The following is a 14,272-nucleotide window of genomic DNA, read 5'->3' on the forward strand; positions in this document are numbered from 1 at the left end:
CGTGGGTCAGGCCGCGGCGGGCCAGGCCAGGTCGCGCACCGCGGCCAGCTGCGGGAAACGCTCCTGCCAGGCGGTGCGCACACCCCGCGGCAGGTGCAGGTCGGACCAGGCCGCACGCAGCAGGCGCGCGCTCAGCAGCGACCGCAGCTCCTCGTGCCGGACCGCCTCACGCAGCACGATCTCGTACGCCCGGCCGCGCGACCACGGGTCGTCCAGGTCGAACCGCCGCTGGTCGACGGCCTGCCACACCATCCGGTGCGGCAGCTCGACCAGGCCCGCCTCCGGACCGGCCAGCTCGTCCAGCGCGTCCACCACGAGCGCGGCCCGGCCCGGCCGGGCGCGGCCGGGGGAGCGCAGTGCGGTGGTGGTCGCCATGCGGTCATGGTAACCCCCGCCCCGACCAGGGAAGAAGCCGTGACGTCTCAGAACAGCTCGTCCAGGTGGGCGTCGATCGCGGCGAGCGCGTCGTCGGGCGCCAGGTGACCGAGCAGCAGGGGAGCGCGGAGACCGTCGATCAGGGCGAGCAACCGGGTCGCCGCGACCGGCGGATGACCGAAACCGGCCAGGTGCCGGGTGAAGAACTCGCGGGCGCCGCGATCACCGACGCGCAGCGCCGCGGCCACCTGCGGATCACCGGCGGCCACGCCCAGGAACGCCAGCGCGACCCGGGCGTCGGCCCGGCCCGGCTCGGCGAACGGCAGCATCTGGGTGACCAGCGTGCGGGCCGACTCGCGCGGGCCGGCGGTGGGGGAGACCGCGGCCAGCACGCGGGCCCGGAACCGCTCGTTGATCCGGGTCAGCGCGAACAGCACCATCTCCTCCCGGGTCGCGAAGCAGCGCTGCACCGCGCCGAGCGACACGCCCGCCGCGGCCGCGGTCTCGCGCATGGTCGCGGCGGCCAGGCCGCGTTCCTCGACCAGCCGCAGCAGCGCGTCGGCGATCTCGGCGCGGCGGGCGTCCAGATCCACGGCTCGTGGCACGCGGATCACCTCCTAACCGATACAAGCGTATTGACAACGCCTATACGATACACCTGTATCGAACGAGGGGAGAAGCACCATGACCACCGTCCAGTACGCCCACTACGGTGACGTCCGCATCGCCTACGAACGGTTCGGCGAGACCGGCGACCCACTGCTGCTCATCGGCGGCCACGGACGACCCTCCACCTGGATCCCGGACGGCTTCTGCCACGCGCTCGTCGACGCCGGCTTCACCGTCGTCCGCTTCGACAACCGCGACAGCGGCCTCTCCACCCACTTCGACTCGCACACCGCGGCCGGATACGTCAGCGCCGTCCTGCGCCGCACCCGCCGCCCGCCGTACCCGGTCACCGCGTTCGCCGACGACGCCGCCGCGGTCCTCGACGCCAACGACTGGCCCGCCGCCCACCTCGTCGGCGGCTCCATGGGCATCGGCATCGCGCTGCTCCTCGCCGCCCGCGCACCCGACCGCGTCCACAGCATGAACCTGCTCACCGGCGGCTACATGCACCAACACCGCATCCTGCGCTACACCCGCTTCGCCACACTGCTCAGCATCGCCGGACGCCGATTCCCACCCGGCCCCGAGGGGGAGGCCGAGATGACCGTCGCCGTCATGCGCATGCTCGCCTCACCGCACGCACTCGACCGCTTCGACGACGACCTCGCCCGCGACATCGGCCGCCGCAGCCACGCCCGCCACCCGCACGACCCGGCCGCCGACCGCCGCCAGATCGCGGCCGGCCGCACCGGCGAACCGTGGCCGTTCGATGCTCTGCCCGACGTACCCATCCAGATCATCAACGGCCTCGACGATCCGATGATCCGCGCCACCGGCGGCCTAGACCTGGCCCGCCGCCTGCGGGCCCCGATCAGGTTCTATCCCGACATGGGGCACGACCTGCCGAAACATCTGTGGGGCACGCTGGCGGCGGACATCCGCGCGCTCGCTGACCGCCGGAGCGTTCCGGAGACCCGGCCGGCTGCCTGACCCGGTCCGGCGCGCTTCCGGCGAAGTTCGATAATGTACATTATGTCAACTTGACACCTCGGCGGGCGAGAGAGGCGCTCCCCGAAAGCACCCGGAAACCCCGAGGACCCAAACCCGGAAGATCATTCGAAGGTACGGCCGGCCACGCGTCCCCGGCGGCGCCCGCACTCCCACGGCGTCGCGGCCGGGCCGCCGGTGACGCACCGGCCGGCCACGAGACGCGCGCGACGGCGATCCGCACTCACGGCGGGAGGTGCACGACGACACCGACGACGCGCGAGCACGGTCCAGCGGCACGCATGCGCTGGACATGCGAGCGCGCCGGCCGATTCCGCGGGTGCCCGGAGGTGGCTTCGTGGCACGAGGGCCTCGCGCCCCTGCCCCGCTCGAATGGGCCCCGGAACGGGCGGTGCGTGATCGTCGCGCGCGTGTCGTGGCCGGTCCGGGTGGCCGTGCGCGTCGGCCGCGGTGTCGTGGGAGTGCGGGTACGGGTCGGACGTGTGGCCGACCGTACCGGCGAAGGATTTTCTGGCTTTTACGGGTTTTTGCTGCATAATATTCCTTATGCAGCACATACCGGACGTAACGGGCGAACGTGACGAGAAGCTCATCGTGCTGATCGACGAGTTCCTGGCGGCGCGGGCGATCCGGAAGCCGTCGGCGCACACGCTCGCCGCCTACCGGCGTGACCTGACCGCGATCGCCCGGCTGCTCGCCGACGGTGATCTCGTCCCCGACGGCACCGCTCCCCTCCCCCTGGCCACGCTGCCCATCTCGGCCGTGACCGCGCGGTCGTTGCGCTCCGCGTTCGCGCACTTCGCCGCGCCGCGTGCCGCCGCGTCGGTCTACCGCGCCTGGTCGACGTGGAACAGCTTCTTCGCGTTCCTGGTCGCGGACGGGCGGGTGCCGGGCAACCCGATGTCCGCGGTCGACAAGCCGCGCGTGCCGACGCCCACGCCGAAACCGTTGCGTGGCGAGGAGACGCCGGAGAAGTTGCTGGAGGCGGTGGCCGAGGCCCCGGACGGCCGGCAGCGGCACCCGTGGCCGGAGCGGGACCTGGTCGTGCTGGCCCTGGCGCTGTGTGCCGGCCTGCGCCTGGCCGAGCTGCTCGACCTGCGGGTCGGCTCGGTCGTCGGGCGTGCCGGTGAGCGCCGGGTGGAGGTGCTGGGCAAGGGCGGCCGGCCGCGGTCGGTGCCGATCGAGCCGGAGCTGGACGCGCTGGTCGAACGCTACCTGGAGTCGCGGCGCCGGCGGTTCGGCACGCGCACGGTGACGCGCGAGTCGCCGCTGCTGGTGGACCGGTTCTCCGCGCCGTTGCGCCGTGGCGGCCTGCAGTACCTGGTGGAGTCCTGCTACCGGCGGGCCGGCATCGTCGACCGGGTCCCGGCCGGCGCCCAGCTGCACGCGCTGCGGCACACGTTCGCGACCCGGCTGGCCGAGGACGGCGCCAGCGCCTCCGAGATCATGCGGCTGCTGGGCCACGCCACGTTGACGACGAGCCAGAACTACATCGACGTGACCGCCGGCCAGCAGCGCGCCGCCATCAAGGCCAACCGTACGAACCGCGCGCTCGCCCGCCTCGCCGCCGAGTAGCACCGGTCCCGTGCCCGGGGTAGCGCCGGGGTGCACACTGGTGGGTGTGAGTTATGACCCGCAGCCGCAGGATCCGTTCGGGGACACGGCGCGCCTCTCCCCCGGTTCGTCTCCGTGGCGCGAGCCCGATCCGACGAAGCACGACCTGGCGCCCTACAGCGCGCCGCCCGCGGCTCCGATTCCGGCTCCGGTGCCGCCGGTGCCGTCGCCACCGGTGTTTCAGCAGGTGCAGCCGTTCTATCCGCCGCCGGCGGCGTACGGTCCGCCGGCGCGGCCGGTGAAGTCGACCGGGGCGGCGGTGATGCTGGAGCTGTTCCTGGGCCTGTTCGGGCTGTTCGGCGTCGGTGCGCTGTATGCCGGGCGGGCCGGGCTGGGCGTGACGCTGATGGTGAGTTACTGGCTGCTGTTCTGGGTGAACGTGGCGCTCGCGTTCGTGCTGATCGGGCTGGTCACGGGGCCGCTGACCTGGCTCTTCTACATGGTCATGGCCCCGGTGCTGGCAGCTCGCGCGGTCGACCAGCACAACGCCTACTGAAGCTCCCCCTTCGCGGCCACCTCCCCTCGCGACCGCGCTCACGCCGGGACGGACCCGGGTAGTCACCGCGCCACCGCCCGCAACCACGCGATTCACCGACCCATGCTCCGCCACGCTCGGCCCGGCCGTGCTCGGCCCGGCCCGGCCCGGCCTGGCTGGTTGAGGCGGGCCTGGCCGAGAGCCGAGGCTGGCTGAGCCGAGGCTGGCTGACCTGCCGCGGCCTGGCCGCGCTCGGCCGAACGGACCGTGGCTGAGCCACGCTCGGCCGGGCCAGGGTCCGGTTATCCGAGGTCCAGAGCGTGCCTCGCCTCCGTGTCCGAAATATCGCCTTAAAGCAGGGTGATCGCCCGTACCGACGCGCACCCGAAACCCCGCTGGATCATTGACCGATGCGAAAACGCGCCGAATCGGGGCTGTGGACCTCGTTTTCGCATCGGTCAATGATCCACGCAGGTGGGTTGTCCACAGGGGCGGCGCAACACGTGCGGGATTCGGCACGATGGCGGGATGCGTGCGGTGCCCTGGCAGTGTCGGCTGACCCCGTTCCGGCGCAGGGACGCGGTCGGCGCGGGCCTGCTGACCGCGGCGGAGCTCCGGGGGCCGCAGTGGCACCGTCTCTACCACGGGGTGTACATCGAGCGTTCCGCCTTCGAGCCCGGCAACCACCGGATGTGGTGCGAGGCCGCCCAGCTGCTGCTGCCACCCGGCGCGGCGATCGGCGGCCGGAGCGCGGCGCACCTCCGGAACGTCGATCTCCTGGAGCGCGGCGCGCCGGTGACCGTGGTCGTCCCCCACCGCACGAGCCTGCGCGCCCAGCCGATGCTGCGCGTGATCCGGGGTGAGCTGTCGCGCGGGGACGCGGAGTCGTTCATCGGGCTGCGGGTGACCACGCCGTTGCGGACGGCCTTCGACCTGGGGCGCGCCGCCGATCGGGTGCAGGCCGTGATCGCGGTGGACGCCATGCTGCACCGCGGGCTGGTCACCGTGGCGGACCTGGGTCGGGTGGCCGACGCGCACCCGGGCTGGCGTGGCGTCATGCGCTTTCGCGGAGTCGTCGCCGAGGCGGAGCCGAACGCCGAATCGCCGATGGAGACCCGGCTGCGGCTGATCATCGTGGACGCCGGGTTGCCGCGGCCGGTGGCGCAGTGGCACGTCCGGGACCGGGAGGGACGCTTGATCGGCCGGGTCGACCTCGCCTACCCGGAGCTGGAGCTCGCGATCGAGTACGAGGGTGACCACCACCGCGGCAGGGCGACCTTCCGGAAGGACGTCGTGCGGTTCAACCGCATGCAGGCGGCGGGGTGGACCGCGCTCCGGTTCACGGCGGACGACGTGTTCCAGCGGCCGCAGAAGATCGTCGACGACGTGCGGCGCGCGATGGGGTGCCGGTGACGGCGCTGTCGTGAGCGGAGTTGCCCAAGGTGCCGGTGGGATCTGCGCCTTCAGCGGTTACCTCCGATCGCTCGAAGTATTGCCGTGACGGGTGACGGCGGGTCGGTCTCGTAGCCGGGCGATGAACGCCTCTCGGCCGACGTGCTCCTCGCCGTGATCGGGGAGTCTTATGGCCCCCCGTGATCGAGAAGCGCCTGGACGGGCTCGATCCATACGTCGATTGGCGAAGAACGTGACCTTCAACGAGACGGCCGATGACCCGTCGGTTTCCACGGCAGCGAAGCGGTGGCGTCGCCGTACGGTCTTCGTCGCGGCCGCCGTGATGACCGCGGGCACGCTCACCGGGGTGGGAGTGATGGCCGGCGCGGCCGCCGAGCCCGTGGCCGCCCCACCCGAGCCCGCCGTCCCGTCCACGCTGCCGGACAGCACCGTGATGCAGAACCGGCTCTCCGAGCTCAACACCTGGATCATCACGCAGCCCGACGTGCACGCGAACGGTTACGTCGCGTCGGTGAACGACGCGCAGGCGGGTTCCACGGTCCTGCTCTGGCACGGTGCGGCGAACCGGACGCAGCGGGCCATCACGGAGAAGGCGGTCGGGCTCGGCATCACCGTGACCGTCCAGCAGCGAAAGCACAGCCTGGCCGACATCAATCGCGGGCAGCGAGCTCTGCACGGCCTCAGCGGCCGCGGGCTGTTCGCCAACTTCACGGTCAACTCCACCTCGGGCGTCACGGCCGACTTCGACGGCATCATCGTCTACGGCGACTACATCAACCCGCCCGCCGGAGGCCGCACCGAGGCGGACGCGGCGCTCGCGGAGGCCGTATCCCGGGCGATCGGCGTCACGGTGTCCATCCGGCCCGGCGGGGTCATCATCCCGGCAATAGCCACTCCCTGACCGGTCACCGGTCGTGGGTGGGTGTGGTCAGCTGCGGCGTCGGGCGCGGGCGGCCCAGATGGTGTAGGCCGGGTCGCGGTCGAGGTTGTGGCGGTCGCGGTCGTAGCGGCGGGTGGTGCGTGGGTCGGCGTGGCCCATCGCGTCCTGGACGTCCTCCAGCGGTACGCCCTCGGCGCGGGCCGTGGTCGCGAACGCGTGCCGCAGCGAGTGCGGGGACAGCTGTTCCCATGCGGGGATGCCGGCGTCCCGGGCGAGCTGGCGGACCAGGCGGAAGACGGCGTGCCGGTCGAGGCGGCCGCCGCGGGCGGTGACGAACAGTGGCCCGTCGAGGTCGCCGACCGCGACGCCGGCGGCGGCCGCGCGGGCGTGCAGGTAGGCGTCGACGGCCGCGGACGTACCCGGGGTGAGGGCGCGTCGTCTGGCCTTTCCGCCCTTGCCGGTGAAGCGGACCGCGCGGTGGCCGCGTTCGTAGCCGAGGTCGGTGACGTCGAGGCCGCAGAGTTCGCCGACGCGCAGGCCGAGGTCGGCGAGGAGGGCGATGACCGCGCGGGTACGGTCCGCGGTCGGGCCGGTGGCGGCGTCGGCGGCGGCGAGGAGCGCGTCGACCTCGGCCGGGGCGAGGCCGACGGTGCCGGAGTGGTCACGGTCGACGTGCGGCCGGTCGGCGCCGGAGACCGGGTTGCCGGGGACGGCGTCGAGGCGGTGCAGGAACTCGTACCAGCTGGACATGGCGGAGAGCTTGCGGGCGACGGTGGTCGCGGCGAGCGTGGTCTCCAGCTGCCGTGCATATGCGTTGACGTGCAGGAACGTGGCCGCGAGCGGGGACAGGCCGTGGGTGTCGCACCAGGCGAGCCAGCCGGTGATGTCGCGTTTGTAGGCGGCGCGGGTGTGCGCGGACAGCCGCCGGTTGGCCAGCCACGCGTCGGTGAAGTCGGCCGCGCCGCCGGTGTCGAGCTCACGGCGGGCGGCGGGGATGACGGTGCCGATCTCCACGAGCAAAACCATGCCACGGTACGCCCGGGAGCGCCCGCCCGGGGGCCTCGTGTCCCCCGCTGTTCCTCAACTCTATCGGTGGCCGGGACCGGTTTCCCTCGTACCCTGGTCCGATTTTTTGCCGTCCGGCCGTGCCTAGGGTGGCCTGGTGACGGACACCGCATTGCAGTCGGAGCTGATCGAGATGGGCCGCGTCGACCTGGAGGTCACGAGGGCGGCCCTCGACCAGGAGGATCATGAGGCGCAGTTGGCGTGGCGGCGGGTGACGGCCGCGCACGCGGAGCGGCTCGCCGAGATTCTGGAGGTGCACGGCTGGCCCGGTGACGACCTGGTCGGCCGGGAGGCGTCGCAGGCCGCGTGGAAGGTGGCGCAGCACGCCGATCACCGCCTCGACGTGCAGCGGCTGGCGTTGACCATGCTGGCCGAGGCGGTGGCGGAGGGCCGCGCCGCCGCGCGTGACCTGGCGTTCCTGACCGACCGGGTGCGGGTCAACGAGGGCCGGCGGCAGGTCTACGGCACGCAGATCGCCGGGGTTCGTGACGGCCGGCCGGTGCCGTGGCCGCTGGAGGAGCCGGAGCGGATGGAGGAGTTGCGCGCCGCCGCGGGCATCGAGTCGTTCGCGGCGCAGACCGGCGTGCCGGCCGCCTGACCCACGCGCGGCCCGGCCGGCGCACAGCAAACCCGACGCGGGCCGGGCCCCAGCGCGGTCAGACCGGGACGCGGCCTGACCGGCGTGCCGGTCTAACCGACGCGCAGCAGGGCGGCTGTGGCGTTGTCGTGGCCGCCGGCCGTGAGGGAGTCGTCGATCAGGCCGCGGGCCGCGTCGCCGAGCGGCTTGCGCAGGTGCTCGTCGATGCGGTGATGGTCGACCTGTTCGGCGACTCCGTCGGTGCAGACGAGATAGGTGTCGCCGGGTCGCAGCGTGACCGCGATCAGGTCCGCCTCGGGTTCGTCGGGGTGCCCGGCGTATCGGTGCAGCTGGTAGCGGGCCGCGTGGGCCTGCGGCGAGTCGTGCGGGTACCAGCCGTTGACCGCGCCCAGCCAGGCGGCGGTGTGGTCGGTGGTGAGCAGTTCGAGCAGTGTCCCCCGGCGGCGGTAGACGCGGGAGTCGCCGAGCTGGACGATCCAGGCGAGGTCGCCGTGGCCGGGGACGAGCGCGGTCAGCGTGCATCCGGTGAGTTCACCGCCGAGCGCGCGCCCGGCCGCCCGTACCTCGCGTTGCACGGCCGCGACGGCGTCTCGCAGCGTCTCCGCGCTCGGCCGGGCCGGGACCGCCGCGACGAACGTCGTGATCGCGGTCCGGCCGGCCGCCGCGCTTCCCCGGCCCGCGCCCATCCCGTCCGCGACCGCGGCGAAGTCGCCGATGTGCAGCACGTCGAAGTTGGCCGGGTACCGGTTGCCCGCACAGGTCGCGCCTGCGACGGTCAGCCGCAGGGCCGGGTGCGGCAGGCGGCGCTCGTCGTGGATGGTCGTGCGCATGCCGCTCATCCTGCCGGGCGGTCGTGGGCCGGCGCGCCACGGCCGTGGACCAGCGGCAGGAAGATCTCGTCGATGATCTCGACGAGGACGTCGTCCGGGACGGACGGGATGCCGCGCAGCGCGTACTCGCCACGCAGCAGCGTCATCGGGAGCGCGGCGACGCGGGGGTGGACGGCGGTGGGGGCGGCCTCGCCGCGTGCGACGGCGCGGCTGAGCAGGGTGAGCCAGGCGGCGTTCATCGGGCCGGCGCCGGCCTGGTCGCGGAGCAGGTCCAGCAGCGCGGGTTCGTCGGCGGCCGCGGCCAGCAGGTCGCGCAGGACGGTGCCGTGCGGGGACGACCAGGTGGCGTTGGCGCGGCGGAGCAGTTCCAGCGCGTCGGCGCGCAGGCTGCCGGTGTCCGGGGCGGGGGTGCGGGCGACGGCGAGGTGTTTGTAGGCGGCGATGCCGAGGGCGGCGCGGTGCGGCCAGCGGCGGTAGATCGCGTTCTTGTTGGTGCCGGCGCGGCGGGCGACCCGGTCCATGGTCATGCCCGCGTATCCGGACGTGCTGAGTTCCTCGGCGGCGGCGCGGAGGATCGCCGTCTCCAGTTCGGTGCCCCGCCGCCGCTGCCCTTCCGCCATGGCACGAAGTCTACTACGGTACGCCCCGTACCCTATTGGAGGTTTGGCATGCGCGCCTGGGGCGTCACCTACGACACCGGCTTCACCCATCTCGGCACCACCACGCACGAGCCGTTCGACCCGGTCGTCGTCGCCCGGGACATGCGGATCATCCGCGAGGACCTGCACGCCGACGCGGTCCGGATCACCGGCGGCGTCGCGGACCGGCTGGAGGTCGCCGCGCGGGCCGCGGCCGCCGCCGGCCTGGAGGTCTGGTACTGCCCCTTCACGAATGACCTGACCACGGAGGAGCTGCTGGCATTCGTCCTGGACGCGGCGGAGCGCGCCGAGCGGATCCGGCGCGACGGAGCGACCGTCCGCTTCCTCACCGGCTCGGAGATCAGCATCATGACGATCGGGCTGATGCCCGGCGACACCCTCACCGAGCGGGCGGCGGCCGTCACCGACCCGGCGCGGATCCGCGCCGTCCTGCCGGGCGTGCAGCGGGCGACCAACGCGCTGCTGGCCCGCGCCGCCGCGGGTGCGCGCGAGCGGTTCGGCGGTCTCATAGGGTACGCGTCGCTCCCTGTGGAGGCGGTGGACTGGACGCCGTTCGACATCGTCGCCACCGACGCCGGCTACCGCGACGCGGGCACCGCCGCGGCCCTGCCCGCGAACCTCGCCGCCCTGGCCGCGCACGGCAAACCGGTCGCGATCACGGAGTTCGGCTGCGCGGCCTTCACCGGCGCCGCGGACCGGGGCAGCCGCTCGGACATCATCGGCTACGACGCACGCACCGCCCGGCCCGCCCGGCTGACCGAGACCGTCACGCGTGACGAACCCGAGCAGGCCCGCTACGTTCGTGAGCTGCTCGACGTCTACGACGCCGGTGGCGTGGACACCGCCTTCGTGTACACGTTCGCCTGCCGGCACCTGCCCACCTCCGACGACCCGGACCGCGACTTCGACCTGGGCAGCTTCGGGATCGTGCGGGTGCTCCCGCCGGGCCGCACCGGGACCGCGTACCCGGGGATGCCGTGGGAGCCGAAGGCCGCCTTCCACGCGCTGGCCGAGTACGGCCGCGCCCGTGCCGCGGCTGCCTCCTGAGCGGCCGCCCCGGCGTACCCGCAGGTCAGGCACGTCGTCAAGAATGGGCTTTGACTCTCCACCCACTGGAAGCCGCAGGCTGATCGCCGTGACCGACGAGCTCTACACGATCGGGCAGCTGGCCCGGCGCACCGGACTGCCGGTGCGGACCATCCGGTTCTGGTCGGACAGCGACCTGCTGCCGCCGACCACGCGGTCCGCGGGCGGCTACCGGCTCTACGACGCGGCCGCGGTGGCCCGGCTGGAGCTGGTGCGGACGCTGCGCGAGCTGGGCCTCGGCCTGGACGTGGTGCAGCAGGTGCTGGCCCGGCAGCGGACCGTCGCGGACGTGGCGGCCGCGCACGTGCGGGCGCTGGACGCCGAGATCCAGTTGCTGCGGGTGCGGCGGGCGGTGCTGGCGTCGGTCGCGGCCCGGAACAGCACGACGGAGGAGATGAGACTCATGCACAAGCTGGCCCAGCTGTCCGCGCGGGAGCGGCAGGAACTGATCGACGAGTACGTGGACGCCACGTTCGGCGGCGTCGACCCGCAGAGCCCGGGCTACGGGATCGCGGCCGGCATGCGGCAGTTGTCCCTGCCGGACGATCCGACGCCCGCGCAGGTCGACGCGTGGGTGGAGCTGGCCGAGCTGGTCACCGACGCGGACTTCCGGGCCCGGACCCGGCAGATGGCGGTGGCCGGCGAGACGTCGCAGGCGCGGCTGACGGCGGCCTACGACTTCAACGCGGTCCAGGAGAAGGCCGGCGGCGCGCTCGCCGGCGGGGTCGCGCCGGACTCCGCGCGCGGCCAGGAGATCGCCCGGGAGCTGGTGGGCGATCTCGGGACGGAGGAGCGCCGGCGGCTCGCGGACGAAATGGCGATCTTCACGGACCTGCGGGTGGAGCGCTACTGGACGCTGCTCGGCACGATCAACGGCTGGGAGCCGTTCACCCCGAAGGTGCCCGCGTTCCTCTGGCTGATCGACGCGCTGCGCGCCGGGGCCTGACCGGCCGGCACCGGCGCGGCGACGGGTTCCGGTGCCAGGGCGGCCGGTGCCACGGCGGCCGGCGCCGGCTTCCGGGCCGGCAGCTGCAGGATCACCACCGCGGCCAGGATCGCGGCGCCGCCGGCCAGCTGCGCCGCGGTCAGCCGCTCACCGAACACCAGCGCGGTCGACAGGACCGTGATCGCCGGTTCCAGGCCGCACAGGATCGCGGCCGTGGACGCGCCGACGAGACGCACGCCGGCGAACATCGCGGCGATCGGCAGCACCGTGCCGATCACCGCGATCACCGGCACCCACAGCCAGGCCGACGCGGCGCCGGGGGCGTGCAGTCCCCCGGTCGCCGCGCCGCCCAGCGCGAGGCTGACCGCGGCCGACGAGCACACGATCGCGGTCAGCAGGAACACGTCCAGGTCCGCGGGCAGCGTCTCGGACACGGTCAGGTAGACCGCGTACGTACCGGCCGCGGTCAACGCGAGCAGCACACCCAGCCCGCCGTCGAAGCCGGCACCGAGCAGCATGACCAGCCCGCCGCCGGACACGGCCAGCGCGAGCACCCGCCGCCGGTCCGCGCGCGCCCGGCGCAGCGACACACCCAGGATCAGGGTCAGCGCCGGGTACGTGTAGAGCAGCAGCGCGGCCAGCGACGCGTCGATCATCGAGACCGCGCCGAAGTACGCCGCGCCCTGCAACGCGTAGCCGATCGCGCCCAGCCCGACGCAGACCGCGAGCGTGCGGCCCGGCAGGCGGACCGGGCGGCGCCGGATCGCGACGATCGCCCACAGCAGCAGCGCGGCCAGCGCGAACCGGACCGTCAGCATCGTCGTCACGGACAGTCCACCGGCGTACGCCTGCTTCGCGAACAGCGGCGCCAGCCCGAAGCCGGACGCCGCGACCAGGCACAACACGAATCCCACCGGATGACGGTAAGCAGCGACGATCTAGAGAGGTAGCCTTGGTTTCCTTGACCAGCCGAAGGAAAAACCTTGGTCACTTTGCATCAGCTCCGGTGCTTCCTGGCCACCGTCGAACACGGCTCGTTCACCGCCGCCGCGGCCGCGCTCGGCTACGCCCAGCCGTCGCTGTCCGAGCAGGTCAGACTGCTGGAGCAGGGCATCGACGCACGCCTGTTCCGGCGGGCCGGGCGCGGCCTGACCCCGACCGAGGCCGCGCACGCGCTGATCCCGCACGCCACCGCCGCGCTGGCCGCGGTCGACGCCGGCACCCGCGCGGTCGCCGGCGTCCGCGAGGTCCTCACCGGCACGGTCCGGTTCGGTGTCTTCGGCACCGCGCGCCTCTATCTCGGCGCCGGCCTGGTCGAGGACGTGCTGCGCCGGCATCCCGGCATCCGGCTCGAACTCGCCGGCCTGAACTCCGCGCAGATCGCCGCCCAGCTGCGCCGCGGCACGCTGGAAGCGGCCGTGATCGCGCTGTCCGGGTCGTCCACCCAGGGGCTCGCGGTCACGCCGGTGATGCGCGACGAACTCGTCTACGTCAGCGCCGACCCGGAGCGCCTCACCCAGGCCGTCACGCCCGCCCGGCTCGCGGCCGCGCCGCTGGTGCTGCCGGACGTCAGCTTCCGCGACGACGACACCACCCGGCGCCGGCTCGCCCGCGACCTGCAGGCACACGGCCACCAGCTGACCACGCGGGTGGAGGTCGAGGACCCGGAGACCGCGCTGGAGATCGCGGCCCGCGGCCTCGCCGACACCGTCACCTGGCGCGGGGTGCTGCGCGCCCACCGGCTGCCGGACGGGCTCGGCTGGACGTCGCTGCGGCCCCGCCGATACGAGACGTTCGCGATCGCGCACCGGCCCGACGCCGTGCTCTCCCCCGCGGTCCGCGCGGTCGCGGAGCTGGTCACCACCCGCATGCGGGACCTGGACGCGCAGGTCCGAAGCTGATGTGGCAACGACCGTCCGTACGCCGGTAGGTTTTTGCGAATGAGTACCGAGTTGGGTCTGGACTACGCCGGGCACCTGTCCGCCCTGCGCGGCGCCGTCGGCCGCCTCGTCGATCTCGTCGCGGACGCCGACCCGGCCACCGCCGTGCCCGCCTGCCCCGGCTGGGACCTCGGCACGCTCTCCGGCCACATCGGCGCCACCCACCGCTGGGCCGAGGCCATGGTCGCCTCCGGCATGCCGCGCCGGCTGCCGTTCGACGCGTTCGCCGCCGAGGTCCCGCACGAGGCCGGCGAGCTGACCGTCTGGCTGCTCGTCGGCGCGCAGCGCCTGCTCGCCACGCTCGAGTCGACCGACCCGGACCGGCCGGTCTGGACGTTCGGTCACGACCGGCGCGCGGCCGGCTGGCCCCGGCGCATGCTGCACGAGGCGGTCGTGCACGGCCTCGACGCGGCCGAGGCGCTGCGGCAGCCGACCCAGGTCGACGCCGCGATAGCGCGGGACGGCATCGAGGAGTTCCTCGGCACGATGCTGCACCACCCCACCATCCAGCGCCGCCTGCAGCCGGCCGACGGCACACCGCTGACCGGCACGCTGATCCTGGCCGCGGCGGACACCGGCGAGATCTGGCGGGTCGACCTCGGCCCGGCCGGCTCCCGCTGGCGCCGCGTCACCAGCACCGCCGACGGCGACGCGGTCGTCCTCGGCGGCATCGCCGAGCTCTACCTCTACCTGTGGCACCGCGTCCCGGCCCCGACCGTGATGGGCTCCCCGGACCTGGTCGCCCAGTGGTCACGGGCAACCACCCTGTAGGGG

Annotated in this window: 16 protein-coding genes; 10 read left to right on the forward strand and 6 right to left on the reverse strand. The window is 73.7% G+C overall.

The window, feature by feature from the left end:
• Positions 1–6: 6 nt before the first annotated feature.
• Together J2S44_RS41000 and J2S44_RS41005 are read right to left on the reverse strand one after the other, a co-directional pair.
• Positions 7–375: a hypothetical protein gene (locus J2S44_RS41000; protein WP_310428745.1), complete on the reverse strand. Its 369-nt coding sequence runs from the start codon at positions 373–375 to the stop codon at positions 7–9.
• A gap of 47 nt (positions 376–422) precedes the next feature.
• The gene (locus J2S44_RS41005) at positions 423–980 is read right to left on the reverse strand and encodes a TetR/AcrR family transcriptional regulator (RefSeq protein WP_310428747.1); all 558 of its coding nucleotides are present in this window, start codon (positions 978–980) and stop codon (positions 423–425) included.
• Positions 981–1,059: 79 nt separating this feature from the next.
• Between J2S44_RS41005 and J2S44_RS41010 the strand changes: the two genes are divergently transcribed.
• From J2S44_RS41010 to J2S44_RS41030, 5 genes are all read left to right on the forward strand, one after another.
• A complete protein-coding gene (locus J2S44_RS41010) occupies positions 1,060–1,974 on the forward strand; it encodes an alpha/beta fold hydrolase (RefSeq protein ID WP_310428750.1) in 915 nt (304 codons plus the stop codon).
• A 564-nt stretch (positions 1,975–2,538) separates the two neighbouring features.
• Positions 2,539–3,567, forward strand: a complete 1,029-nt coding sequence (locus tag J2S44_RS41015) for a tyrosine-type recombinase/integrase (RefSeq protein WP_310428752.1) — start codon at positions 2,539–2,541, stop codon at positions 3,565–3,567.
• A 46-nt stretch (positions 3,568–3,613) separates the two neighbouring features.
• Positions 3,614–4,102 carry a hypothetical protein gene (locus J2S44_RS41020; protein ID WP_310428754.1) on the forward strand — a complete coding sequence of 163 codons (489 nt, stop codon included), beginning with the start codon at positions 3,614–3,616 and terminating at the stop codon, positions 4,100–4,102.
• Positions 4,103–4,609: 507 nt separating this feature from the next.
• Positions 4,610–5,494, forward strand: coding sequence for an endonuclease domain-containing protein (locus J2S44_RS41025; RefSeq protein WP_310428756.1), 885 nt, complete (start codon positions 4,610–4,612; stop codon positions 5,492–5,494).
• A gap of 232 nt (positions 5,495–5,726) precedes the next feature.
• Complete coding sequence (locus J2S44_RS41030) at positions 5,727–6,395, forward strand: hypothetical protein (protein ID WP_310428758.1); 669 nt, start codon at positions 5,727–5,729, stop codon at positions 6,393–6,395.
• A gap of 27 nt (positions 6,396–6,422) precedes the next feature.
• On the opposite strand, the gene J2S44_RS41035 is transcribed toward J2S44_RS41030, so the two are convergent.
• Complete coding sequence (locus J2S44_RS41035; RefSeq protein ID WP_374727951.1) at positions 6,423–7,388, reverse strand: tyrosine-type recombinase/integrase; 966 nt, start codon at positions 7,386–7,388, stop codon at positions 6,423–6,425.
• Between the two features lie 148 nt (positions 7,389–7,536).
• Here J2S44_RS41035 and J2S44_RS41040 point away from each other — a divergent pair, with 148 nt between their 5' ends.
• On the forward strand, positions 7,537–8,037 hold the full coding sequence (locus tag J2S44_RS41040; RefSeq protein WP_310428760.1) for a DUF6624 domain-containing protein: 501 nt from the start codon (positions 7,537–7,539) through the stop codon (positions 8,035–8,037).
• Positions 8,038–8,129: 92 nt separating this feature from the next.
• On the opposite strand, the gene J2S44_RS41045 is transcribed toward J2S44_RS41040, so the two are convergent.
• On the reverse strand, positions 8,130–8,867 hold the full coding sequence (locus tag J2S44_RS41045) for a PP2C family protein-serine/threonine phosphatase (RefSeq protein ID WP_310428762.1): 738 nt from the start codon (positions 8,865–8,867) through the stop codon (positions 8,130–8,132).
• Positions 8,868–8,872: 5 nt separating this feature from the next.
• Entirely contained in the window at positions 8,873–9,487 is a 615-nt protein-coding gene (locus J2S44_RS41050) for a TetR/AcrR family transcriptional regulator (protein WP_310428764.1), read from the reverse strand.
• Between the two features lie 48 nt (positions 9,488–9,535).
• On the opposite strand from J2S44_RS41050, the gene J2S44_RS41055 reads away from it, so the two are divergent.
• Positions 9,536–10,573: a hypothetical protein gene (locus J2S44_RS41055; protein ID WP_310428766.1), complete on the forward strand. Its 1,038-nt coding sequence runs from the start codon at positions 9,536–9,538 to the stop codon at positions 10,571–10,573.
• 88 nt (positions 10,574–10,661) lie between these two features.
• Positions 10,662–11,558, forward strand: a complete 897-nt coding sequence (locus J2S44_RS41060) for a helix-turn-helix domain-containing protein (RefSeq protein ID WP_310428768.1) — start codon at positions 10,662–10,664, stop codon at positions 11,556–11,558.
• Here J2S44_RS41060 and J2S44_RS41065 read toward each other — a convergent pair.
• Positions 11,459–12,472 (reverse strand): DMT family transporter, encoded by a 1,014-nt coding sequence (locus J2S44_RS41065; RefSeq protein WP_310428770.1) that lies wholly within the window; start codon positions 12,470–12,472, stop codon positions 11,459–11,461. The genes J2S44_RS41060 and J2S44_RS41065 overlap by 100 nt on opposite strands.
• 69 nt (positions 12,473–12,541) lie before the next feature.
• Here J2S44_RS41065 and J2S44_RS41070 point away from each other — a divergent pair, with 69 nt between their 5' ends.
• Both J2S44_RS41070 and J2S44_RS41075 read left to right on the forward strand, forming a co-directional pair.
• Positions 12,542–13,459 (forward strand): LysR substrate-binding domain-containing protein, encoded by a 918-nt coding sequence (locus J2S44_RS41070; protein ID WP_310428772.1) that lies wholly within the window; start codon positions 12,542–12,544, stop codon positions 13,457–13,459.
• A gap of 39 nt (positions 13,460–13,498) precedes the next feature.
• On the forward strand, positions 13,499–14,269 hold the full coding sequence (locus tag J2S44_RS41075; RefSeq protein ID WP_310428774.1) for a maleylpyruvate isomerase family mycothiol-dependent enzyme: 771 nt from the start codon (positions 13,499–13,501) through the stop codon (positions 14,267–14,269).
• The last annotated feature ends 3 nt before the right edge of the window (positions 14,270–14,272 follow it).

Origin of the sequence: Catenuloplanes niger (assembly GCF_031458255.1) — a bacterium.
GTDB classification, from domain to species: domain Bacteria; phylum Actinomycetota; class Actinomycetes; order Mycobacteriales; family Micromonosporaceae; genus Catenuloplanes; species Catenuloplanes niger.

Excerpts from the sequence above, each read along its gene's own strand:
- J2S44_RS41000 (WP_310428745.1), bottom strand. The coding sequence starts at position 375 with ATGGCGACCACCACCGCACTGCGCTCCCCCGGCCGCGCCCGGCCGGGC.
- J2S44_RS41010 (WP_310428750.1), top strand. The coding sequence starts at position 1,060 with ATGACCACCGTCCAGTACGCCCACTACGGTGACGTCCGCATCGCCTAC.
- J2S44_RS41015 (WP_310428752.1), top strand. The coding sequence starts at position 2,539 with ATGCAGCACATACCGGACGTAACGGGCGAACGTGACGAGAAGCTCATC.
- J2S44_RS41025 (WP_310428756.1), top strand. The coding sequence starts at position 4,610 with ATGCGTGCGGTGCCCTGGCAGTGTCGGCTGACCCCGTTCCGGCGCAGG.
- J2S44_RS41045 (WP_310428762.1), bottom strand. The coding sequence starts at position 8,867 with ATGCGCACGACCATCCACGACGAGCGCCGCCTGCCGCACCCGGCCCTG.
- J2S44_RS41050 (WP_310428764.1), bottom strand. The coding sequence starts at position 9,487 with ATGGCGGAAGGGCAGCGGCGGCGGGGCACCGAACTGGAGACGGCGATC.
- J2S44_RS41055 (WP_310428766.1), top strand. The coding sequence starts at position 9,536 with ATGCGCGCCTGGGGCGTCACCTACGACACCGGCTTCACCCATCTCGGC.
- J2S44_RS41075 (WP_310428774.1), top strand. The coding sequence starts at position 13,499 with ATGAGTACCGAGTTGGGTCTGGACTACGCCGGGCACCTGTCCGCCCTG.